Origin of the sequence: Leifsonia poae (assembly GCF_020009625.1) — a bacterium.
Taxonomy (GTDB): domain Bacteria; phylum Actinomycetota; class Actinomycetes; order Actinomycetales; family Microbacteriaceae; genus Leifsonia; species Leifsonia poae_A.
On sequence record NZ_JAIHLP010000002.1, the window covers coordinates 2,507,683 to 2,529,235 of the forward strand.

Consider the following 21,553-nt stretch of genomic DNA (forward strand, 5'->3'; position numbering starts at 1 on the left):
CATGGAGCGATCCGTCGCCCTCGACCGCCTCCGTGCCACCTCCGCGGCCGGACGGGCCATCATCGGCGCCGGCGCCGGAACCGGCATCTCGGCCAAATCGGCCGAGGCCGGCGGCGTCGACCTGATCATCATCTACAACTCGGGGCGCTACCGCATGGCCGGCCGCGGCTCGCTGAGCGGGCTGCTCGCCTACGGCGACGCCAATCAGGTCGTCGTCGAGATGAGTCGCGAAGTGCTGCCGATCGTGCGCGACACTCCCGTGCTGGCCGGCGTCAACGGCACCGACCCGTTCCGGCTGCTCGGCCCATTCCTCGACGACCTCAAGCGGATGGGTTTCACCGGGGTGCAGAACTTCCCGACGGTCGGGCTCTTCGACGGCGTATTCCGGCAGAACCTGGAAGAGACGGGGATGGGCTACGACCTCGAGGTCGAGATGATCCGCCTGGCCGCTGAGCGCGACCTCCTCACCGCGCCGTATGTGTTCGACGTCGAGTCGACGATCGCCATGACCGAGGCCGGCGCCGATGTGCTGGTCCCGCATATGGGTCTCACCACGGCGGGGACCATCGGTGCGCACACCGCGCTCACCCTGGAGGAGTCCGCCGCCCGCGTGCAGGAGATGCGGGATGCCGCGGTGAAGGTCAATCCCGACGTCATCGTGCTCTGCCACGGCGGACCGATCGCCGAGCCGGAGGACGCCGCCTACATCCTCGGGCACACGACAGGAGTCGCCGGGTTCTTCGGCGCCTCCTCTGCCGAGCGTCTGCCCACCGAACGTGCCATCAAGAAGCAGATCGAGGACTTCAAAGCGATCCCCACCGCCTGAGACCCGCCGAACGACAACCGAAACCAGGAGCAATCATGACCATCGCATCCGCTACCGCCCAGTCGGGCCGCCGCCCCGACGAGGTCCCCACCCGCGTCTTCGATTGGGGCACCATCAAGTGGCTCGTCACCCCGCATCTCGACGGCGACGTCGGCCTCACCACCGGCGAGGTGATCGTCTACCCAGGCAAGGGCCACGACCCGCACACCCACCCGGGCGAGGAGGAGGTCATCTACGTGGTCTCGGGCGAGGGCCTGCAGACCGTCGGCGACGGCGAAGCGTTCCCCATCCGCGAAGGGGACGCGCTGCACATCCCGAAGGGCACGGTCCACTCCACCTACAACACCACGTGGCGTCCGTTGCGGCTCGTCGTCGTCTACACTCCGGGTGGCGGGGAGACCGGGCTCGACGGCCTGCCCGACGCCCGCATCCTCGAGCCCGGCGTCGTGCCGACCTGGGCTCAGGACAGGAGCTGACCCGGTGCCCGTCTTCCGCCCCGGATCCTGGCTCAACCCGGAAAGCCGCCCAGACGGATGCGGCACCGCGACGGCGGGTCGCTTCGCCGTCCCGCTGGCCGGCGGCCGTTTCGACCGGCACTTTCACGACGACGACGAGTTGTGGTTCTTCACCGCGGGCAAGGCGAAGATCCTCCTCGATGGGTCCGAGCAGTACGTGCAGGCCGGCGACATCGTTCTCTCGCCCGCGGGCGCCCCGCACGACATCGTTGAGGTCTACGAGGAGGTGCGCGGCTTCTTCAGCGAGACCGGGCACCCCGTCGGCGGCCGGGTGGGGCATCTGCACACCTCCGAGGAGGATGCGGCCGGGCACGTCGTGCCGGCGCGTCCGCTTCCCGCCGACTTCCCTAGTCTCTGAGTGAGTGCCCTTTCCCCGCCCACCCCGACTCCAGGAGGAGCCGCCATGAGAATCGCCGTCACCGGAAGCAGCGGAAAGCTGGGTTCGGCCACCGTGGAGCGTCTTCGCTCCGAGGGGCACGAGGTGGTCGGGTTCGACCTCGCGGGAGCCCCGGGTGCCGGCTTCACGCGGGTCGATCTGCTCGACTACGGTCAGACGCTCGACGCGATGCTCGGTGTGACCGCCCGGCACGCCGGCCTCGACGCGGTCGTGCACCTCGCGGCGATCCCGGTCAACGGGCTCGTCCCGGATGCGACGACCTTCCACAACAACATGACGGTGTCGTTCAACGTGCTGTTCGCCGCGTTCCGGGCCGGAGTGCGCACCCTCGTCACAGCCTCCAGCATCACGGCGATGGGGTTCCCGTTCGAAACCCCTCCGCCGTCGCTGCCGGTGGACGAGGAGTACACCTCGGCGAACAACACCTACGGCCTCGTCAAGGTGATGGAGGAGGCGATGATCGGCCAGCTGGTCGGCTGGGACGACCGGATGAGCGTGACTGCCCTGCGGTTCACCAACGTCGTGGCGCCGGGCGAGTACGCGACCTTCGCCCGCGCCGGCGAACCGGACTACCGGCGCGACCTGATCGGCTCATACGTCGATTCGCGCGACGGTGCGCTGGCCGTCTCGCTCGCCCTGGCAGCGTCCGAGCCCGGCTTCGAGCTTTACACGATCGCGGCGCCGGACTCCGGTCTCGCGATCCCGTCGTCCCGGCTCGCCGAGCTGTGGTTCCCGGGCGTTCCGGTGCGGGGCGTGCTGGGCGAGCACGAATCTCTGCTGTCGACGCGCAAGGCGCAGGAGGGTCTCGGCTTCCGCGCCGAGCATCTCTGGCGCGACGAATACCGGAGCTGAGCGCGCGGAGCCGGCCGCCGCAGGGCGGGCCGGCTCCGGCGGCGTCAGCGTTCGGCGGTGTCAGCGTTCGGCGGTGAAGGTCAGCCGCAGGGTCGCCGGTTCCGACGGAACCCGGTACCGCTCGGGCAGGGCCGGACCGCAGGACGACGAACCGAGCCCCTGTTGGCGCACGTCCAGGTTCAGCCAGACGCTGCCGGAGTCGCTCAGATCGTGAGGGTGGCGCGCGTTCTCGAGGGCCTCCGACGTCCACCGGCGCGCGGTGAAGTCGAACAGGGAGATCTCGGGATCGGTGGCCGCGATCCGCAGGGTCGGAAGGCCTGGTCCGAGGATGCGCAGCCACCTCGTCTCCACGTGGTTGCCGTTCTCCTCGGGCACCGGGTATGGCACCTGGAAGCTGTCGATGCTGGCGGCGAAGCGCCCGATCCGTGCCGCGGCCATGCTGTCGACATAGGACTCTCCCGGACCCCGCCCGAACCATTCGACCCGGTCGTAGCCGCCGGGCAGGGCCAGGCGCAGGCCGAGCCGCGGGGGTGTCACGTCGTAGTGGCCGTGCGGGGTGTCGCTCCACCGTCCCGTGAAGGCGAAGTCGGCGGTGAGGTCGATCCGGGCGTCACCGACGGTCCAGGTCTGCTCCCAGAGAACCGCGAGGGTCTGGGTCGCGGGGCCGCTGCGCCCTCGAACGACGGTGGTCGGCCCGACGGTCGCACGGGCATCGGTGCGGTGCGTGAAACGGTCGAGTCCGACGGCCTTGCCGTCGGCGGCCATCGTGTTGCTTGAGCCCTGGCCGCGGTCGTTCTCGGTCGGGGCGCGCCAGACATCGACGGTCGGGCCGGCGATCCCGACCCCGAACAGGGAGCCGAGGGCGCCGGTGAGCGGGTCGAAGACGGGCTCGGGACGCACCGGGTCGCCGACCTCCTCACTGCGCGCTGCGGGACCTGCGGACGCGGGTGCGCTCCCGACGGTTTCCCAGCGCGCCTGGCCGACCGCCACTTCATGCCCGCGCGGAGCCCAGTCGGTGGCGTCGGCGAGTGCCGCCGTGACGGTGAGCCAGACCTCACCGTCGGCCGCCTCGACAGGGGGGACATCGTCGAGAACGATCTGCACGCCGGAGCGGGGGCCGACCGCCGGCACGTCGATGGGGCCTTCGGCGATGGGGAGCCCGTCGACGTCGAGACGCCAGCCGAACACCAGAGCGGAGAGGTCGGCGAAGTCGTGCTTGTTGACGATCCGCACGGTTCCGCTCGCCGCATCCGGTTCGAGTGCGACCGGCGCGATCGCCGCGGCGAGCTCGAAGTAGGCCGGAGACGGGGTGCGGTCGCTGAAGAGCACGCCGTCGAGGCAGTACCTCCCGCCGTTCGGACGGAAGGCGATGTCGCCGCCGTGGGCGGTGAACGGCCGGCCTGCGGCATCCCGCGCCGCGAACCCGTGGTCGATCCACTCCCAGACGAAGCCACCGCAGAACCGTTCGTGCGCCTCCAGGATGCGCTGATAGTCCACCAGCGACCCCGGGCCGTTCCCCATCGCGTGCGCGTACTCGACCAGCAGGAAGGGCAGCCCGCGCCGCCGCACATCGTCGGTCGATCCAGGTTCGACCCCCTCGGGCGTCGGCTCCTCACGGCGGCCGATCCGCTCGAGATCCTCGAGCGAGGGGTACATCAGGGAGTGGAAATCGGAGTCGGCGTAGGAGGGGTCGCGCTCGTAGAGCACCGGCCGTCCCGGGTCGGCGTCCCGGATCCACTGGCGGAGCTCCCGGAAGGTGTCGCCCGTCCAGCTCTCGTTCGCCATCGACCAGACCACAACGCTCGGTGAGTTCTTGTCGCGCTGCACCATCCGCCGGATGCGATCGTGCAGCGCGTCGCGCCAGACCGGCTCCGCCGGCGGGTTGCCTTCCCATGCCGCGTAGATGAACCCGTGGGTCTCCAGATCGCACTCTTCGACGACCCAGAGGCCGTACTCGTCGCAGAGGCGGAGAAACTCGGGGTGCGGCGGGTAGTGGCTGGTGCGCACCGCATTGATGTTCGCCCGCTTCATCAGCTCGATGTCGCGCACCATTGTCTCGCGGTCGAGCGACCGCCCGCGGTGCTCGTCGTGCTCGTGCCGGTTCACACCGCGGAAGAGGATCGGCGACCCGTTGACGAGCAGCCTCCCGCCGTCGATCGTGACGGTGCGGAACCCGACGACGAGGTCGATGCGCTCGCCGCCGGCCGTCAGCGTTCCGCGGTAGAGCCGCGGCCGCTCGGCGCTCCACGGGTCGACCTCCGGCACCGCGATCGTCTCGCCGGTCGCCGCGCGGACGCCCAGCTCGGGGATCTCCACCATGCCCGGCCGGTCGGCATCGACCCGCAGGCGGCCCACCCCGGTCGTGTGGTCGTAGTCGGCGACGATGTTGAAGTCGTCGACGGCGTCGACGGGCCGTTCGATGAGCTCGACATCGCGGAAGAGGCCGGGCAGCCACCACATGTCCTGGTCTTCGAGGTAGCTGCCGGCCGACCAGCGGTGGACGCGGACGGCGAGCACATTGCGGCCGGCTCGCAGCAGGTGGCCGACCGCGAACTCGACCGGCAAGCGGCTTCCGGTGAACCAGCCGAGCTCGACCCCGTTCAGCCAGACGGCTGCGCAGGAGTCGACGCCCTGGAAGCGCAGCACCGTCGCACCCTCGCGTCGGTCGGCGACCTCGTCCGCCGGCAGCTCGAACTCGAGACGGTAGTCGCCCGTGGGGTTCTCGGTGGGTACGCGGGGCGGGTCGATCGGGAACGGGAAGGCGGTGTTCGTGTAGAGCGGGCCGGTGCCGTCCAGACGTGGCGCGGATACCCGGGGCTCATCGGCCCAGGGAACCGTGATGTCTTCGAGCACCCAGTGCGCGGGCACCCGGATGAGGTCCCAGGCCGCGTCGTCGTAGCCGTCCCGCTCGAAGCCGGGCCCGGTGCCGGCCGGGGTGGGCGAGAGCCGGAAGCGCCACCGGCCGTTGAGCGAGCGGAGGCGCGCGGTCGAGGTGGTCCACGGCCGCGGTGCTCTCGCGCCGGCGCTGCCGGCCGTCGACTCCCAGTAGCGGTCGAGCATCAGTCGGTCGGTGAGGCCGGCGGCGTGCCCAGGCCGCTGAGCGCATCCCAGAGGCCGGCGGGAACGGTGGTCGCGGCGAGCTCGGCGAGACCGGTCAGGCGCTCGGTCGTCGAGACCCCGACGACGGTCGAGTGGATGCGGGGCTCGGCCAGCGAGAACTGCAGCGCCACCGCAGGAACCGGCACCTGCCAGTGGGAGCAGACTTCTCCGAGCCGGTCGATGTACGCGAGGAGCTCCGGTGACGCCGGGCGGTAGCCGTAGGTGGCGCCCCGGTGCGACGACCCGGCAAGGATGCCGCCGCCGAACGGTGCCGCGTTGAAGACCGCCATGCCGCGTTCGGTGGCCAGGGTCAGGACGGTCTCGGCCGTGCGGTCGACAAGGGTGTACCGGTTGTGGGTGAGGACGGCGTCGAACGCATCCGTGCGCACATAGTCCTCGACGAGACCGCGCGGGCCCGCTGCGATTCCGACGGCGTCGATGACGCCCTCCTCGCGCAGCCGGACCAGTGCTTCGACCGCGCCGCCGGGGGCCATGGCCTCGGCCACGGTGATCGTGTATGGGTCGTGCAGGTGGAGCACCGGAAAGCGATCGACCCCCAGCCGGGTGATCGATTCGTCGACCGACCGACGCACTCGGTCGCCGTCGAACCGTCCCGTGACGGGGTCCTGATCGACCTTGGTGAACAGCGACAGCCCGGGCTCGAGACCACCGGCGCGCGCGATCGCCCCGCCGAGGAGTTGCTCGCTCCGCCCGCCGGCGTAGGCGTTCGAGGTGTCGATCTGGGCGAGCGGCGAGGCGACGATGGCGTCGGCGAGAGCTGCATCCGCACCCTCGCGCTTGCCGAGGCCGCTCGTCCCGATCGTGATGGGTCGCACCGTGAGGCGGTCGAACACTCTCACCCCTTCACCGAGCCGGCCGCGAGACCGGCCATGATCTGCTTGTTCAGGAAGAGGTACAGCACACCGATCCCCAGCACATTGATGCTGATGGCGGCGAAGAGCGGACCGTACTGCGTCGACCCGTATTGGTCGCTGAAGTTCAGGAGGCCGACCTGCACCGTTTGCAACGAGTCGTTCGTCGTGAACGTCAGGGCGATCAGCAGGTCGTTCCAGACGCTGAAGAACTCGACGAGGGCGATCGTCACGATGGCGTTGCGCATCATGGGAACGCCGATCAGCCAGAAGCTCTTCAGCATCCCGGCGCCGTCGATCGTCGCGGCCTCGAAGATCTCGCGCGGGATGGCGCGGAAGTACGCCGTCAGGAGGAACACCGTGAGGGGGAGGCCCATGACCGTGTACGTGATGATGAGCGGCCAGAGCGAGTTGGTGAGGCCGGTGCGGAAGTACACGGTGAACAGCGGAACGAGGATCATCTGGCCCGGGATCATGATGCCGGCGACGAAGGCGAGAAGGATCGCACCGCGCCCGCGGAACACCATCACCTCGAGGGCGAACGCCGCGGCGACGCCGAGTGCGATCATCAGGGCGAGCGCCGGAACCGTCACGAGCACGCTGTTGAGCATGTTGTGCGCGAGGCTGCCGGTCGTCCAGGCCTGCACGTAGTTGGCGAAGTCGAAGTGCTGGGGAGAGCCCAGGTGGGTTGCGAGAAGAACTCGTTCTGCGTCTTGAAGGAGCCCATCACGAGCCAGAAGATCGGGTAGAGCTCCACGATCACGAGCACGGTGAGCAGGATGCGCACGGGTAGTCTGCGCATCCCCCTGGTGAACCCGGAGGCCCGTCCGGGCGGCTTGCGGGCACCTGTCGTCGACGGGAACCCGGTGGATACGGTTGCGGTGGTGACGACCATGGCTCAGACCCTCGTGTTGTCGCGGCGTGCGGAGCGGAAGATGAACAGGGTGACGAGGAAGCACATGATCGTCAGCACCAGGGCGATCGTGCTGCCGTACCCGTAGTCGGAGAACTGGAAGACCGTTCGATACATGTACAGGGTCAGCGGCGTCGTCGAGCTTCCCGGGCCGCCGTTGTTGAGGGCGAGCACGGTGTCGAACACTTTGAGCGTGTTGTTGATGCTGAAGATCACCGACGAGAGCAGCACCGGCAACGACAGCGGCACGACGATGTGGCGCACGAGTTTCCAGCCGGTCGCCCCTTCGAGGCGGGCCGACTCCAGGGTCTCCTCAGGGATGTCGAGGAGGCCCGCGTAGAGCAGTACGGCGAAGAATCCCATCGAGCGCCAGAGTTCCATGATGATGGCGACGATGAAGGTGCCGGTTCCGGTTGAGAACCAGTCGACCGACGGCATCCCGAACGCCTGCAGCGCCGCGTTCACCGGTCCTTCCTGGGTTCCGGTCGCGAACAGGCTTTTGAACAGCAGCGCGACGGCCACCGTCGGCAGCACGGTCGGGAAGAACACGACGGTGCGGACGAACGTGGATGCTTTGCGCAGCACGAAAACGTAGAGCAGGGCGAGCAGGTAACCGAGAAGGATCTGGCCGACCGTGACGACGACGGCGTATTGCACCGTGAACCACAGGGCGTTCAATGCCTGCGGATCGTGGAAGAAGCGGACGAAGTTGCTCACGCCCGCGAAGGTGAACCCGCTGAGCGGGTTACCGGTGAAGAAGGTCAGGCCGAGCGACCACGCCACCGGGACGAGCTTGATGAGCGTGTAGACGAGCAGGGCCGGCCCCAACAGGATGAGGATCGCCTTCTTGTCACCGAGGACGCTGTTCACAGGGGTGCCTCACAGGGGTCGTGGGTGGTGGAGCGGGGTGCCGGCCGGTAGGCGGCCGGCACCCCTGTGCTTGATCGGTTCCGGCTCAGCCGGCGGCCGCGTCCAGGTCGGACTGCAGCAGGGCCATGTAGTCCTTGGCCGACATCGATCCGGTGATCAGGTTCGCGACGTTGGTCTGGGCGTCGGATGTCGTCTTCGCGTCCATCCGCGCCTCGAACCAGAGCACCGTCGACGAAGCATCGTTCACGATTCCCTGCACCGTGGAGGTGAGCGGCGGAACGTCCTTGACCTCTTTGTTCACTTTGAAGCCGGAGATGACGCCCTGGTCGGAGAGCGCGGCACTGCCGTAGTTCTTCGCGATGCAGGAGAGCCAGTCGCCGACCTTCGGGCCGTACAGAGCCGTCGAGGTGGCTGTCGCCGCGCCGGCGTTCGCCGGCCAGTCCTTGCTCGACCCCGTGCCGCCGGTCACATCGGGGAAGGGGATGAAGCCGACCTGGTCGACGCCGATCTTGTTCTGCGCCGGATCGTTGAGGTTCGCGAGGAACCAGGATCCGTTGTAGGTCATGGCCGCCTGACCGTTCAGGAATTGGGCGTTGGCGGTGTCGGTGTCGCGCGAGGTGATGCCGGCGCCGAAGAGCCCGGCGGTTCCGAAATCGGCGATCTCCTGGGCGGCCTTCACGTACCCGGGATCGGTGAGCTTGGCCTTGCCGTCCTGCACATTCTTCATCGCGTCGACGCCGAGCGAGCGGAAGATGTAGTTGCCGAGCAGGCGCGTGATCGGCCAGCCCTGGCTGCCCGCCTCGGTCATCGGGATGACACCGGCCGACTTGAGCGTCTTCGAGTCGGCGACCAGGTCGTCCCACGTCGTGGGCGCTTCGAGGCCGTTCTTCTTGAAGATCTCCTTGTTGTACCAGATGCCCTCGATGTTGTACTGGTACGGCAGCGAGACCATGCCGCCGTAGACGTCCTTGATCGTCGAGGCGGCGGCGGGGAGGATGTCGTCCCAGACGCCGAGCTTCTTGAGGGTCGCTTCGTAGTCGAGCACCATCGTGTTCTTGCCGAGGTCGCCGTCCGGCTTCACCTGAGCGGTTCCGGCGACGAATTGCACCGGAAGGGCGTTCTGGCTGGCGAGCAGGGTGATCTTCTGCACCACATCAGCCTGGGCGACCGTGCTGGTCTTCAGGGGGAGTGCTTTGTTCTCGGCCGTGCACTGGTCCTTCGACAGGCTGGTCAACTGGGTTCTGATGATGGCGTTCTCGGCCGGGGTGAGGAGACTGAACTCCGTGGCCTTGTCCGTGCCACCCGAAGCGTCGCCGCCTGGGGTGGATGCTGCACAGCCCACGAGGGCGAGTGCTGCTGCTGTTCCGATGGCGAGCCCGGTTGTGATCCGGCGCCGCCGTGGCGTGATCGACACATTTCCTCCTTGAAAGGTGTTGCGTGGGATTGACACGATTCAAGTGCGAGGGTAATCAACCGGTTGACCGGTGTCAAGCGCCCGGAGAATAAAGGAGCTCGTGCCTTCACCCTTGTCGCTCGCCTATGTTGACACGTGTCAAGCATCGGGACACACTTACTCTCGTCCGCCCGCCCGGACACGCCGCCCGTCGGAGACGGTCGCGCGCCGGGCATCCCCGATATTGGAGAAGAGTCGAAGACATGAGACTGCAGGGAAAGCGCGCCATCGTCACCGGAGCGGCCGGTGCACTCGGAACGGTGATCGCCCAGACGCTCGCCCGCGAAGGCGCGGACGTGGCCGGTATCGACCTCAATGCCGAGGGCCTCGAGCGCACGGCCGACCTGGTGCGCGCCGAAGGGCGCCGCGCTCTCTCGGCCGCCGCCGACCTCTCGGACTTCGACGCGGTCGGGACGGCCGTCGCCTCCATCACCGACGAGTGGGGAGGCGTCGACATCCTCCTCAACGGCGCCGGCGGCGGCGCGGTCAGCTGGTTCCACGAGATGACCACCGAGACCTGGCAGACCCAGCTCGACCGCAACCTCACCTCCGTGTTCAACGTCACCCGGGCCGTGCTCCCCTCGATGCTGGAACAGCGCTCGGGCCGCATCATCTCGATCGCCTCGATCGCCGCCGTCTCCGGCGGCCGGCTCGTGCGAGGAGCAACAGCGTACGCGGCGGCGAAGGCCGGTGTGATCGGTCTCACCAAGGCGCTCGCCATCGAGGTGGCGGAGCAGGGCATCACCGTGAACGCCCTCGCCCCGGGAGCACAGGCCACCCCCGGCCGCGACAACGACACCCCTGAACGACGCGAGGCCCTGCTGGCGCAGATCCCCACCCGCCTGCTCGGAGATCCGGCGCATCTGGCCCAGATCGTCGTCTTCCTCGCCGCGCCGGAATCCGAGAACATCACAGGACTGGTGCTGCCGGTCGACGGCGGACACTCCATCTGAGAGACGGGAAGAACACCATGACGGAACGCCTCGAGACCGGCAAACGCTGGTTCAACAATGTCTACGGGGAGGGAAAGGCCGATGGGCTCATCGAGATGCAGACCGGGCTCGCTCAGGATCTCGCCCGCTTCGGCATCGAGTTCAACTTCGGTGACATCTACTCGCGGCCCGGCCTCACTCTCGCCCAGCGGGAGCTGCTGTCGCTCGCATCCCTCGTGACGATCGGCGGACTCGAACCGCAGCTGCAGGGTCACACCCGCGGGGCGATCAATGTGGGATGCACACCCACCGAGATCCTCGAGACCGTCATCCACACGGTGCAGTACAGCGGCTTTCCGAAGGCGCTCAACGCGATCCGGGTCGTCACCGATCAGCTGCTCGCCCTCGGGCTCGAGGTGCCGCCTGCGCTCGGACCGGACGGACGCGGCTGAACACCGGGCACGGCCGGCCCCGTCGTGGTGCGGATGCGGTAGAGACTCGTCGTCGCCGTGATGTAGAGGTCGCGTCCGTCCGGGCCGCCGAAGCATACGTTCGACACCGTCTCGGGAACCGGGATCACCGCGATCCGTTCTCCGCTCGGCAGGAACACCTGCACCGAGTCCCGGCTCGACGACCAGACCCGGCCGGCCGCGTCGACGCGGAATCCGTCGGCGGCGCCAGGGCGCACTTCGGCGAACACCCGCGGCGCGCTGCAGGCGCCATCGGCCACCTCGTAGGCTCGGATCCAGCCGGGGGCGTCGTCGTTCCACAGGTAGCCGGTGTCGGCCACGTAGAGCGTCTTCTCGTCCGGCGAGAAGGCGAGTCCGTTCGGGTGCACCATGTCGGTGACGACGGCGCGGAGGTCGCCCGTCGACTCGTCGTAGCGGAAGACCGAACAGCCGCCGTATTCGGGCTCGCCCGGGTGCCCTTCGCGGCCGCTCTCGTGGATTCCGTACGGCGGGTCGGTGAACCAGATCACGCCGGCGGAGTCGACGACGACGTCGTTCGGCGAATTGAACCGGTGCCCCTTGAAGCGGTCGACGATCATCTCGACGTGCCCGCCCGCATCCCGTTCGACCCGGCGGCGGCCGTGCGAACACTGCACGACATCGCCGGCACGGTCGAGGGTGCGTCCGTTGACGAACTCGACGCCGTCGGCGTAGACACCGGTCTCGCCGGTCTCGGGATCGAACTCGAGGATGCGGTCGCCGACCACATCGCTCCAGCGCAGCCGGCCGGTGGCCGCGATCCAGCACGGGCCTTCAGCCCAGGTGCTTCCGCTCGCAAGGTGTTCGAGGGTCGCATCGGTGGCGAGCACGCCGTGCGGGTCGTGGATCGTGGACGGGTTCATCTGACCAGGATGCCAGAGGCCGGGCCTGAATTGACACGTGTCAGAATCTTTTCGCCGCGCAATGCGGCCGACCAGGCCCTCGCCCGGTACCGTTGGCCTACCAAGGTGGCGTGGGGCAGGTGCCGCGACGAGAGGGGATAGCGGTGGCGAGAGTCGGAATGCGGGAGGTCGCGGTGCTCGCCGGGGTCTCCCACGGAACGGTGTCCCACTACCTGAACCACCCCGACCGGGTGTCGGCAGAGAAGGTGGAGCGCATCCAGCGTGCCATCCAGACGCTCGGCTTCGTGCCGAACAACGCCGGCCGTCAGCTGCGGCTGGGCAGCAGCACGGCGATCGCCTACATCGCCCCTGATGTCAGCAATCCCTATTTCGCGACGATCGCCGAAGGCGTGGAGCAACGAGCAGCAAAGAGCGGCCTCTCGGTGTTCATCGCGAACTCGAACCGCAGCCGCGCCCGGGAAGACGCCTATCTCGAACTCTTCGAGCGCCACCAGGTGCGCGGGATGCTCGTCGCCTCCCATGAGGGCGTGGAAGACAGGCTCGCGGCTGTCCGCCAGCGCGGAACACCCAGCGTTCTCGTTGGCCAAGCGGCGGCCTCGCCGGATCAGCCGTCGGTGTCGGTCGACGACGTCGCGGGCGGGTTCCTCGCCGCACAGCACCTGATCGGCCTGGGGCGCCGACGGCTCGCGTTCATCGGCGGTCCGCTCGGCATCCGCCAGCTCGGCGACCGTCTCGACGGGGCGAGCGCCGCGATCCGCGAGTCCGGATCGGCGACGCTCGAGGTCATCAACCTCACCGAACGCACCATCGCCGGTGGTCATGCGGTGGCGAAAGCCCTGCTGGAGCGCCCCGCCGCGCTCCGGCCGGACGGTGTCTTCGCCGCGAACGACCTGATCGCCCTCGGCCTGCTGCAAGATCTGGTGCTGGCGGGTGTGCGCGTTCCCGACGATGTGGCACTCATCGGGTATGACGACATCGAGTTCGCGGCGTCGTCGATCATTCCCCTCAGCTCGATCCGGTCGCCTCACGAGGCCTTCGGCATCGCGGCGGTCGAACTGCTCCTGGCGGAGATCGCCGGTGAAAGCGCGGAGCGGCACCAGATCTTCCCGCCCGAGCTCGTGGCACGGTCGAGCACGGTCGGCGGCGGACGGCGCTGACGCCCACGCCCGTCGAAGCGCGCGGGCGCTGGTGGCCCGGGGCCGCGGTCAGTCGGCGGTCGGCGTGATGGTGAGCCGCAGCCGCGCGCCGGCCGTGTCCATGTGGCGTGTCATCGCCGCCGCCGCCGCCCGCGGGTCGCGCGCGCGCAGGGCGGCGAGCACCTCCGCATGCTCGGCGAGGGCCGCCTGCGCCTCGTCGTCGGAGCTGAGGCCGCGCTCAACCCAGATGCGCAGCAGCGAGCGGATGCTCCGCAGCAGATCCGAGAGCACCTGGTTGCCGGCGCTCGCGGCGATCTCCAGGTGGAACTTGAGGTCGGCCTCGATGAACCGCACATGGTTGCCGAGGGAGTTGTGCATTGCGGTCAGGTGGCGGTCGAGGCGCGTGAGAGCGTCGTCGCCGATCTGGGTCGCGGCGAGCTCGGCCGCGAAGATCTCGAGCCGCCCGCGCAGGGCGATCAGCTCATCCGTGCGTGGCTCGCCGAGCATGAGCCCCCAGCTGAGCGTCTCGGGGAGCAACTCGGAGGCGGAGCCGCGCAGATAGGTTCCGCTGCCCGGTCGAACGTCGATGATCCCGAGGATTTCGAGGGCGGCGAGAGCCTCGCGCACCGCTGAGCGCCCGATCCCCAGCGACTGTGCGAGCTGTCGTTCGGGGGGCAGACGGGCGCCGCGGGGGATGGCGCCGCTGGTGAAGAGCTCGAGCAGGCGCTTCGCGACGGCCGAGACCGCCGTTCCCGTGGGAACGCTGCCGAGCGCCGCGGTGATGGTGTCGGTGGGCTGATCGGGGAACGCTGGCACGGGTTCAGAGTAGCAACCGGGCGGCCGGATTGGTCAACCGGTACTGGAACTGGTCAACCGGTTGATGTTATGGTGGCGATCAGCCCTCCACCGGAACGGGCATCACCGACCCTTCGAACGAGAGAGCAGCAATGATCGGTCTCGGAAGCTACGCCTTCTTCTGGCAGGGGTCCGACCGTGTCAGCGCGCCCCTGACCCTGACCGACCAACTGCGCCGCACCCGCGAACTCGACGTCGACCTGTTCCAGATCTGCGACTACGCACCCCTGCTGGAGCTGTCGGGCGCCGAGCGGCATGAGGCGAAAGCTGTTGCTGACGAGCTCGGGCTGACGATCGAGCTCGGCACGAAAGGCATCGCACCTGCGCACCTCGCGAGCATGCTCGACCTCGCCGCTGTCTTCGACGCCCCCCTGGTGCGCAGCATGGTCCACGCGCCCGGGTCGCGCCCGACGCTCGACGAGGCTGCCGGGATGCTGAGGGCGAGCATCCCCGCGTACGAGGCGGCCGGGGTGACCCTCGCGCTCGAGACCTACGAGCAGCTGCCGTCCGTCGACCTGGTCTCGCTCGTGGAGGAGGTCGGCAGCCCCCGGCTGGGCATCTGCCTCGACCCGGCCAACACCGTCGCCGGGCTGGAGCATCCCCGCGACGTCGTCGCGCTCTGCGCTCCGCACACCGTCGCGATCCACGCCAAAGACTTCGCCTTCCGCCGCCGTGACGGCTGGGTCGGGTTCACGCTCGAGGGCGCAGCGTTCGGAACCGGATTGCTCGACTACCCCCACCTGCTCGCTGCCGTCGATCCGGCCGGCCGCGGCGTCAACCAGGTCGTGGAGCATTGGCTGCCCTGGCAGGGCGATGAAGCCACGACCATCCGACTCGAGAACGACTGGACCGCGGCCACGCTTGCCGCAGTGAGGAGTAGCACATGACGGACACCACGACCAGGGCCATCGCGATCGCGATCATCGGCGCCGGCGGCAAGATGGGGATGCGCGTCTCGGACAACCTCGTCAAGACCGCCCACGATGGCCGCTACAGCGAGACAGGGGCCGCCGGCCGGGAGCGCGTCGAGGCGGCCGGTCGCCGGCTCACCGACACGGCCTCGGCCGTCCGCGACGCGGATGTGGTGGTCCTCGCCGTCCCCGATCTCGCACTCGCCGCGGTGTCGGCCGAGGTGGTGCCGCTGATGAAAGCGGGGAGCGTGCTGCTCACCCTCGACCCGGCGGCAGCCTATGCCGGGTTGCTCACCCGTCGCGCTGATGTCGTGCAGGCGGTGGCGCATCCCTGTCACCCCTCGATCTTCCTGCAGCGCAGCACCCCGGAGGAATGGGCGGATACGTTCGGCGGAATCGCCGCACCGCAGGACGCGATCCTCGCGGTCGAGAGCGACGACCCGGCCACGCGCGCCCGCGTCGAGGAGGTGGTGCGCAGCCTCTACGCCCCGGTGATCGACGTGCACCACGTGACGGTGAAGCAGCTCGCGCAGCTTGAGCCGACCCTCGTGGAGACGATCGCCTGCATGATCGGCGGCCTGCTCAAGGAGGCGCTGCATGAGGCCGTGAACACGATGGGTGTTCCCGAGGCGGCTGCCCGGTCCATCCTGCTCGGTCACACGCAGGTCGCGCTGGCCAACTCGCTCCGCGGCGACAACCCGTTCAGCGACGCCTGCCTGATCGCGATGGACTACGGTCGCGCGAACATCGTCAGAGACGATTGGAAGAAGGTCTTCACCGACGCCGAACTCGACAAGAACCTCGCGGCGATGCTCCACTTGTCCGCGATCGGGCGCTGACCGTGACCCGCCTGTTCAACGAGCCCGCGGCTTTTGCAGACGAAATGGTCGCCGGCTTCGTCGCGGCCAACCGGTCGTATGTGCGGCCGGTCTCCGGCGGCGTCGTGCGCCGCTCGCCGGCAGACCCCGGCTCGGTGTCCGTCGTCATCGGAGGAGGCTCCGGGCACTATCCGGCGTTCGGCGGACTCGTCGGTCCGGGTCTCGCGCACGGCGCCGCCCTGGGCAACCTGTTCGCCTCGCCGTCGGCGCGCGCCGTGCACAGCGTCGCCTCCGAGGTTGCGGGGGAAGGCGGGGTGCTCCTCACCTACGGCAACTATGCGGGCGACGTGCTGAACTTCGACGCCGCTCAGGAACAGTTGAGGGCGGAGGGCATCGCGTGCGAAACCGTCACGGTCACCGACGATATCTCCAGCGCCCCGAGCACCGAGCGGGAGAAGCGGCGGGGTATCGCCGGCGACCTGACCGTCTTCAAGGTCGCCGCCGCCGCGGCCGATGCCGGCTACCCGCTCTCCGAGGTGGCGAGGGTCGCGCGTCTGGCCAATGAGGGCACCCGTTCGTTCGGTGTCGCCTTCACAGGATGCACGCTGCCCGGGGCCCAAGAGCCCCTCTTCTCCGTTCCCGGCGGTCGCATGGCGGTGGGCATGGGAATCCACGGCGAACCCGGGATCGACGAGGCCGACATCCCCTCGGCCGCCGAACTCGCGACGCTGCTCGTCTCCTCCCTGCTCGCCGAGCTGCCCGACGGAATGGACTCGGTGGCCGGGCGACGAGTCGTCCCCCTCCTCAACGGGCTCGGTTCGGTGAAGTACGAGGAGCTGTTCGTGGTGTTCGGAACCGTCGCGCGCCTGCTCGACGAGGCCGGCGTCGTCACGGTCGACCCCCAGGTCGGGGAGTTCTGCACCAGTTTCGACATGGCGGGCGTCTCCCTCACGCTGTTCTGGCTGGATCCCGAGCTCGAGACCCTGTGGTCAGCCGCCTGCGACTCTCCCGCGTTCAAGCGTGGGTCGCGCGACGACCTCCGGATCGCGCCGGCCGGTTCGGAGGCAGCGGCGCCCCGCGCCGTCGTTGCCGAGCCCGAGCCCGCCCCCGACCCCGAGCCCGAGCCCGCCGACCCCGCCTCGATCGAGGCCGCGGCCCGCATCGTCCACCTGCTCGAGGTCGTCTGCGCCACCATCGACGAGAACGCCGACGAGCTTGGCCGCATCGATGCGGTCGCCGGCGACGGTGACCACGGCATCGGCATGCAACGCGGTGTCCACGCGGCGCTCGACGCCGCACGCAGCGCCGCCGAGGGTTCCGGCGCCGGCTCGGTGCTGACCCGTGCCGCGCATGCGTGGGCTGATCGGGCCGGCGGCACATCCGGCGCGCTCTGGGGGGTCGCGCTGCGCCGCCTCGGCGAGACGATCGGGGATGCGGCGGCACCGACTGCCGCGACGGTGAGCGCCGGGGTCACTGCTGCCGTCGACGGGGTCGTCGGCTACGGCAAGGCATCTTTGGGCGATAAGACGATGGTGGATGCGATGCTCCCGTTCCGGGATGCTCTCGCCTCCCACATCGCTGCCGGGCTCCCGAGCGCCTGGAACATCGCGGCCGATGTCGCCGTGGCTGCCGCCGCCGCGACGGCCGATCTGCTTCCGCGGTTGGGGCGGGCCCGGCCCCACGCTCTCAAGAGCGTGGGCACCCCCGACGCCGGCGCGCAGTCGTTCGCATTGATCGTGTCCGCCATCGCGCGGCATCTGAGCACGGGGAAGGGATGACATGACGAAGCCTCTGCGCCTCGTCGTCGGCAGTGACGATGCCGGCTTCGACTATAAGGAGATCCTCAAAGGCGACATGCGGAACAGCCTGCTCGTCGAGTCCGTCGTCGACGTCGGCGTGGACGACAGCGGGCACACGTCTTACCCTCGGGTTGCGATCCGCGCCGCCGACCTCGTCGCCGCCGGCGAGGCCGACCGTGCACTGCTGGTGTGCGGAACCGGGCTGGGGGTGGCCATCTCGGCCAACAAGGTGCCGGGCATCCGAGCCGTCACCGCTCACGACAGCTTCTCCGTCGAGCGGGCCGTGTTGTCGAACAACGCCCAGGTGCTGTGCTTCGGTCAGCGCGTGATCGGGATCGAATTGGCCCGCAGGCTCGCGGGCGAGTGGCTGACCTACCGCTTCGATGAGGCGAGCGCGAGCGCGGAGAAGGTGGCCGACATCGACCGCTACGAGTCCGCCGGAAGCTGCTGAGTCGCTCCGTGAACAGAGGAGGAGCGGGAGCGGGAGCCCGACGCCTCACTGTCGGTGTGAGCTTGAAGATGTATTTCGGGCTCGAACGTACGCGTGAGTACTGCCGCGCGGTCGCCGAATTGGCCAGCCGGCATCCGGCTGTGGTCTCCGGCGCGATCGAGCTGTTCGTCATCCCGAGCACCCCGTTCCTGACCGAGGCCAGGCTCGCTCTGGGCGACACCCCCGTTCGGCTCGGCGCACAGAATCTGCACTGGGCCGACGAGGGTGCCTTCACCGGCGAAGTGGGCGGCCCGCAGTTGGTCGAGGTCGGCGCAGAACTGGTCGAGGTCGGCCATGCCGAGCGCCGCCGCCTGTTCGGCGAGACGGAGGAGGTCGTCGCCCTCAAGTCCGCCGCCGCGCTCCGGGCCGGCCTCGTTCCGGTGGTCTGCGTCGGTGAGCCCGAGCGGGCGACACCGGATGCGGCGGCCGCCGTCGTCGGGCGGCAGGTCCGCTCCGCCCTGGCCGACGCCGGCCCGGGGCGGGTGATCGTCGCCTACGAGCCGGTGTGGGCGATCGGCGCCGCCGAACCGGCCGAGGCCGGGCATGTCCGTGCGGTGAGCACGCACGTGTCGACTCTGCTGGGCGGGCTTCCCGGTCGCACCGGGAGCACGGTCGTCTACGGCGGAAGCGCAGGCCCCGGCCTGCTCGGGGAACTCTTCCCTCATGTCGGCGGCCTGTTCCTCGGCCGGTTCGCCCACGACCCGTCCGGCCTGCACCGCGTGCTCGATGATGCAGCGGATTGTCTGCGCATCCCACGCTGAGCCGTCCGGGCTTGTCACCTGTGATGATTCCGTTAGGAACTTTCACAAATTTGTGAAATGAGCGTAGAGTCCCGCTCATGAACACAGTGATTGAGGCCGTCGGCCTCGAGAAGCGCTTCGGCCGTGTGCGGGCCCTCGACGGGCTCGACCTCTCCGTCACCGCGGGGGAGGTTCACGGATTCCTCGGACCGAACGGTGCGGGGAAGTCGACGACCATCCGCATTCTGCTGGGTCTGGCGAAGACCAGCGGCGGCACCGCCGCCCTGTTCGGGCGTGACCCGTGGAAGGACGCGGTGGAGCTGCACCGCCGCCTCGCCTACGTTCCTGGCGACGTCAACCTGTGGCCGAACCTCTCCGGCGGCGAAGCGATCGACCTGCTCGCCCGGCTGCGCGGGGGGACGACCGACAAGGCCGTGTACGCCGAGCGCAAGAAGCGGCTGGTGGAGGTGTTCCAGCTCGACCCCTCCAAGAAGGGCCGCGCATACTCGAAGGGGAACCGGCAGAAGGTGGCTCTGGTCGCCGCCTTCGCCACCCCGGCCGACCTCTACATCCTCGACGAGCCGACGAGCGGACTCGACCCGCTGATGGAGGCGACCTTCAACGCGGAAGTCGCCCGGGTGGCCGCCGAGGGCGCGACGGTCCTGCTCTCCAGTCACATCCTGTCCGAGGTAGAGCTGCTCTGCGACCGCGTGAGCATCATCCGTTCGGGCAAAACCGTCGAGACGGGAACCCTCGCCGACCTGAGGCACCTCACCCGCACCGAGATCGCGTTCGCGTCCGAAGGTGTGAGCGAGGCGCAGCTCGCGAGCATCCCGAACGCGCACGACCTGCACACCGACAACGGTCGGGTGCGCTTCACGGCCGACAGCGACAAGCTCCCCGGAGTGCTCTCGGCGCTCGCCGGCCTCGAAACGCAGGGTCTGACGGTGGCGCCACCGTCACTCGAAGAGCTGTTCTTGCGCCACTACGGCGACGAACTGGCGGAGGCGAACGCACGATGAGCGCGACCGTGCAGGCGCCGGCCGCGCGCCACGAACGAGAACGGGCGACCGCCGGCGGCGGAACGCTCACAACGCTGAGCGTCCTCCTCCGGCAACGGTTGCGCCGCGACCGCTGGCAGCTGCTCATCTGGCTGCTGTGCATCGCGCTGCTCGCCGCGTTCTCGGCGGCCAGCATTCAGAACACGTACGGGGATGCCACGGGCCGCGTCGAATTGGTGCACCTCGCCATCGCGAACCCCGCCATCCTCATGCTGCGAGGACTGCCGCAGGGCACCGGGCTCGCCTCCGTCACCTTCTTCGAGATCTTCACCTTCCTGGCACTGCTCGCCGGACTGATGAGCACGTTCCTCGCCGTGCGGCATTCGCGCGCCGAGGAGGAGACCGGGCGGGCCGAACTCGTGGCCTCGACGCCGGCCGCGCGCATCCTTCCCACTGTGGCCACCCTCGTGCACGGCGTGATTGCCAATGTGCTGCTGGCCCTGTTCACGGCGCTCGGCTTCATGGCCGCCGGGCTGCCGGCCGCCGGGTCGTTCGTGGCGGGGGCCGCGACCGGCGGCGCCGGCATCGCCTTCCTCGCGGTCGGCCTGCTGCTGGCGCAGCTCATGATGACCTCGCGTGGAGCCAACGGGTTCGCCTCCGCCGTCGTTGTGCTCGCTTACCTGTTTCGCGGAATCGGGGATGCGACCGGAACGGTAACCGCCGACGGCACCCACATGATCAGCTCCTGGCCCTCCTGGCTGAGCCCGATCGGCTGGGGGGAGCAGACCGCGGCCTACACCGCGAACGACGGCCGCCCGCTGCTGCTCGACCTCGGCCTCGCCGTGGTGCTGATGGCCATCGTCTTCGCCCTGCAGTCCGTGCGCGACAGCGGTGCCGGCCTCATCCCCGAGCGTGCCGGCCGGCGGGATGCGCGCGCCACCCTGTCGGGTCCGCTCGGCCTGGCCTGGCGGTTGCAATGGCCGACCATTCTCGGCTGGACGGTCGGCGGCCTGTTCACCGGCCTCCTCGCCGGCGCGCTCGGCAGCGTCGTGAGCTCGTCGATCGCCAACGATCCGAGCCTGGCCAGCATCCGCAAGGCTCTGGGGGCGATCGGCTCGGGCGGCACCGGTCCGCTCACGCAGATCTTCATCAGCGCCATCTTCTCCATCGTGGGAGTGCTCGCCGCCGCCTGCGCGACGCAGATCGTCATCCGACTGCGCCAGGAGGAGTCCGCCGGCGCCGCCGAGGTGATGATGTCCACACCGCTCTCCCGAGTGCGCTGGCTGTTCTCCTTCCTGTTCATCGGCCTCGTCGCGATCGTTCTCGTGCTGCTGGCGGCCGGGCTCGCCTCGGGCCTCTCGGCGCTGTCGGCCGGCGAGAGCGCCTCGGTGCTCGGCGACTCGTTCGCGGCGGCGGCCGCTCAGCTCCCGGTGGCGCTCGTCTATCTCGGCGTGCTCGCACTCGTGTTCGCCGCGGTGCCGTCGTGGACGGTCGGGCTCTCCTGGAGTCTCCTCGGCCTCGGCGCCTTCTTCGGTATCTTCGGCTCCCTGGTCGGGCTGCCCACGTGGTTACACGACCTCTCGCCGTTCAGCCACGCACCCGTCGTGGCGGGCACGCCCGACTGGAGCGGCGGCTACTGGATGTTCGGCATCGCCATCGTGGCCGCCGCCATCGCCGCGGTGCTGGTGCGCCGCCGGGACTTCGCAATCGGGTGAACGGACGA

At 69.2% G+C, this 21,553-nt stretch carries 22 protein-coding genes; 14 read left to right on the forward strand and 8 right to left on the reverse strand.

What is annotated here, in order from left to right:
- The first annotated feature begins 1 nt into the window (after position 1).
- Genes K5L49_RS12755 through K5L49_RS12770 form a run of 4 tightly spaced genes read left to right on the forward strand, consistent with a single transcriptional unit; the run spans position 2 to position 2,590 of the window.
- Entirely contained in the window at positions 2-826 is an 825-nt protein-coding gene (locus K5L49_RS12755; RefSeq protein ID WP_223693260.1) for a phosphoenolpyruvate hydrolase family protein, read from the forward strand.
- A gap of 35 nt (positions 827-861) precedes the next feature.
- The gene (locus K5L49_RS12760; protein WP_223693262.1) at positions 862-1,302 is read left to right on the forward strand and encodes a cupin domain-containing protein; all 441 of its coding nucleotides are present in this window, start codon (positions 862-864) and stop codon (positions 1,300-1,302) included.
- A 4-nt stretch (positions 1,303-1,306) separates the two neighbouring features.
- On the forward strand, positions 1,307-1,699 hold the full coding sequence (locus K5L49_RS12765) for a cupin domain-containing protein (protein ID WP_223693264.1): 393 nt from the start codon (positions 1,307-1,309) through the stop codon (positions 1,697-1,699).
- A 45-nt stretch (positions 1,700-1,744) separates the two neighbouring features.
- The gene (locus tag K5L49_RS12770; protein WP_223693266.1) at positions 1,745-2,590 is read left to right on the forward strand and encodes an NAD-dependent epimerase/dehydratase family protein; all 846 of its coding nucleotides are present in this window, start codon (positions 1,745-1,747) and stop codon (positions 2,588-2,590) included.
- 60 nt (positions 2,591-2,650) lie between these two features.
- Here the strand turns inward: K5L49_RS12770 and K5L49_RS12775 are convergent, their stop codons facing one another.
- The 6 genes from K5L49_RS12775 to K5L49_RS12800 form a co-directional block, all read right to left on the reverse strand.
- Positions 2,651-5,650, reverse strand: coding sequence for a glycoside hydrolase family 2 TIM barrel-domain containing protein (locus K5L49_RS12775; protein ID WP_223693268.1), 3,000 nt, complete (start codon positions 5,648-5,650; stop codon positions 2,651-2,653).
- Positions 5,650-6,543 carry an aldo/keto reductase gene (locus K5L49_RS12780; protein WP_223693270.1) on the reverse strand — a complete coding sequence of 298 codons (894 nt, stop codon included), beginning with the start codon at positions 6,541-6,543 and terminating at the stop codon, positions 5,650-5,652. Before K5L49_RS12780 ends, K5L49_RS12775 begins: the two co-directional genes overlap by 1 nt.
- A gap of 2 nt (positions 6,544-6,545) precedes the next feature.
- Positions 6,546-7,172, reverse strand: a complete 627-nt coding sequence (locus K5L49_RS12785; protein WP_223693271.1) for a carbohydrate ABC transporter permease — start codon at positions 7,170-7,172, stop codon at positions 6,546-6,548.
- Positions 7,151-7,456, reverse strand: a complete 306-nt coding sequence (locus K5L49_RS12790; RefSeq protein ID WP_223693273.1) for a hypothetical protein — start codon at positions 7,454-7,456, stop codon at positions 7,151-7,153. The genes K5L49_RS12785 and K5L49_RS12790 overlap by 22 nt, the downstream gene beginning before the upstream one ends.
- A gap of 3 nt (positions 7,457-7,459) precedes the next feature.
- Positions 7,460-8,344 (reverse strand): carbohydrate ABC transporter permease, encoded by an 885-nt coding sequence (locus K5L49_RS12795; RefSeq protein ID WP_223693275.1) that lies wholly within the window; start codon positions 8,342-8,344, stop codon positions 7,460-7,462.
- Between the two features lie 85 nt (positions 8,345-8,429).
- The gene (locus K5L49_RS12800) at positions 8,430-9,758 is read right to left on the reverse strand and encodes an ABC transporter substrate-binding protein (RefSeq protein ID WP_223693276.1); all 1,329 of its coding nucleotides are present in this window, start codon (positions 9,756-9,758) and stop codon (positions 8,430-8,432) included.
- A 242-nt stretch (positions 9,759-10,000) separates the two neighbouring features.
- On the opposite strand from K5L49_RS12800, the gene K5L49_RS12805 reads away from it, so the two are divergent.
- Both K5L49_RS12805 and K5L49_RS12810 read left to right on the forward strand, forming a co-directional pair.
- On the forward strand, positions 10,001-10,750 hold the full coding sequence (locus K5L49_RS12805; protein ID WP_223693278.1) for an SDR family NAD(P)-dependent oxidoreductase: 750 nt from the start codon (positions 10,001-10,003) through the stop codon (positions 10,748-10,750).
- Between the two features lie 17 nt (positions 10,751-10,767).
- The gene (locus K5L49_RS12810; RefSeq protein ID WP_223693279.1) at positions 10,768-11,181 is read left to right on the forward strand and encodes a carboxymuconolactone decarboxylase family protein; all 414 of its coding nucleotides are present in this window, start codon (positions 10,768-10,770) and stop codon (positions 11,179-11,181) included.
- Here the strand turns inward: K5L49_RS12810 and K5L49_RS12815 are convergent.
- The gene (locus K5L49_RS12815; RefSeq protein WP_223693281.1) at positions 11,121-12,080 is read right to left on the reverse strand and encodes an SMP-30/gluconolactonase/LRE family protein; all 960 of its coding nucleotides are present in this window, start codon (positions 12,078-12,080) and stop codon (positions 11,121-11,123) included. The two genes, K5L49_RS12810 and K5L49_RS12815, sit on opposite strands and share 61 nt — an antisense overlap.
- Positions 12,081-12,223: 143 nt before the next feature.
- Between K5L49_RS12815 and K5L49_RS12820 the strand changes: the two genes are divergently transcribed.
- A complete protein-coding gene (locus K5L49_RS12820; RefSeq protein WP_223693283.1) occupies positions 12,224-13,237 on the forward strand; it encodes a LacI family DNA-binding transcriptional regulator in 1,014 nt (337 codons plus the stop codon).
- 48 nt (positions 13,238-13,285) lie between these two features.
- Here the strand turns inward: K5L49_RS12820 and K5L49_RS12825 are convergent, their stop codons facing one another.
- Positions 13,286-14,032 (reverse strand): FadR/GntR family transcriptional regulator, encoded by a 747-nt coding sequence (locus tag K5L49_RS12825; RefSeq protein ID WP_223693285.1) that lies wholly within the window; start codon positions 14,030-14,032, stop codon positions 13,286-13,288.
- A gap of 131 nt (positions 14,033-14,163) precedes the next feature.
- Between K5L49_RS12825 and K5L49_RS12830 the strand changes: the two genes are divergently transcribed.
- From K5L49_RS12830 to K5L49_RS12860, 7 genes are all read left to right on the forward strand, one after another.
- Complete coding sequence (locus tag K5L49_RS12830) at positions 14,164-14,958, forward strand: sugar phosphate isomerase/epimerase family protein (protein ID WP_223693287.1); 795 nt, start codon at positions 14,164-14,166, stop codon at positions 14,956-14,958.
- A complete protein-coding gene (locus K5L49_RS12835; protein ID WP_223693289.1) occupies positions 14,955-15,821 on the forward strand; it encodes a phosphogluconate dehydrogenase C-terminal domain-containing protein in 867 nt (288 codons plus the stop codon). Before K5L49_RS12830 ends, K5L49_RS12835 begins: the two co-directional genes overlap by 4 nt.
- A gap of 2 nt (positions 15,822-15,823) precedes the next feature.
- Positions 15,824-17,578 (forward strand): dihydroxyacetone kinase family protein, encoded by a 1,755-nt coding sequence (locus K5L49_RS12840; RefSeq protein ID WP_223693291.1) that lies wholly within the window; start codon positions 15,824-15,826, stop codon positions 17,576-17,578.
- A gap of 1 nt (position 17,579) precedes the next feature.
- Positions 17,580-18,050, forward strand: a complete 471-nt coding sequence (locus K5L49_RS12845) for a ribose-5-phosphate isomerase (protein WP_223693293.1) — start codon at positions 17,580-17,582, stop codon at positions 18,048-18,050.
- A 56-nt stretch (positions 18,051-18,106) separates the two neighbouring features.
- A complete protein-coding gene (locus tag K5L49_RS12850; RefSeq protein ID WP_223693294.1) occupies positions 18,107-18,850 on the forward strand; it encodes a triose-phosphate isomerase family protein in 744 nt (247 codons plus the stop codon).
- Between the two features lie 77 nt (positions 18,851-18,927).
- On the forward strand, positions 18,928-19,851 hold the full coding sequence (locus K5L49_RS12855; RefSeq protein WP_223693296.1) for an ABC transporter ATP-binding protein: 924 nt from the start codon (positions 18,928-18,930) through the stop codon (positions 19,849-19,851).
- Positions 19,848-21,545: an ABC transporter permease gene (locus K5L49_RS12860; protein ID WP_223693298.1), complete on the forward strand. Its 1,698-nt coding sequence runs from the start codon at positions 19,848-19,850 to the stop codon at positions 21,543-21,545. The genes K5L49_RS12855 and K5L49_RS12860 overlap by 4 nt, the downstream gene beginning before the upstream one ends.
- Positions 21,546-21,553: the final 8 nt, after the last annotated feature.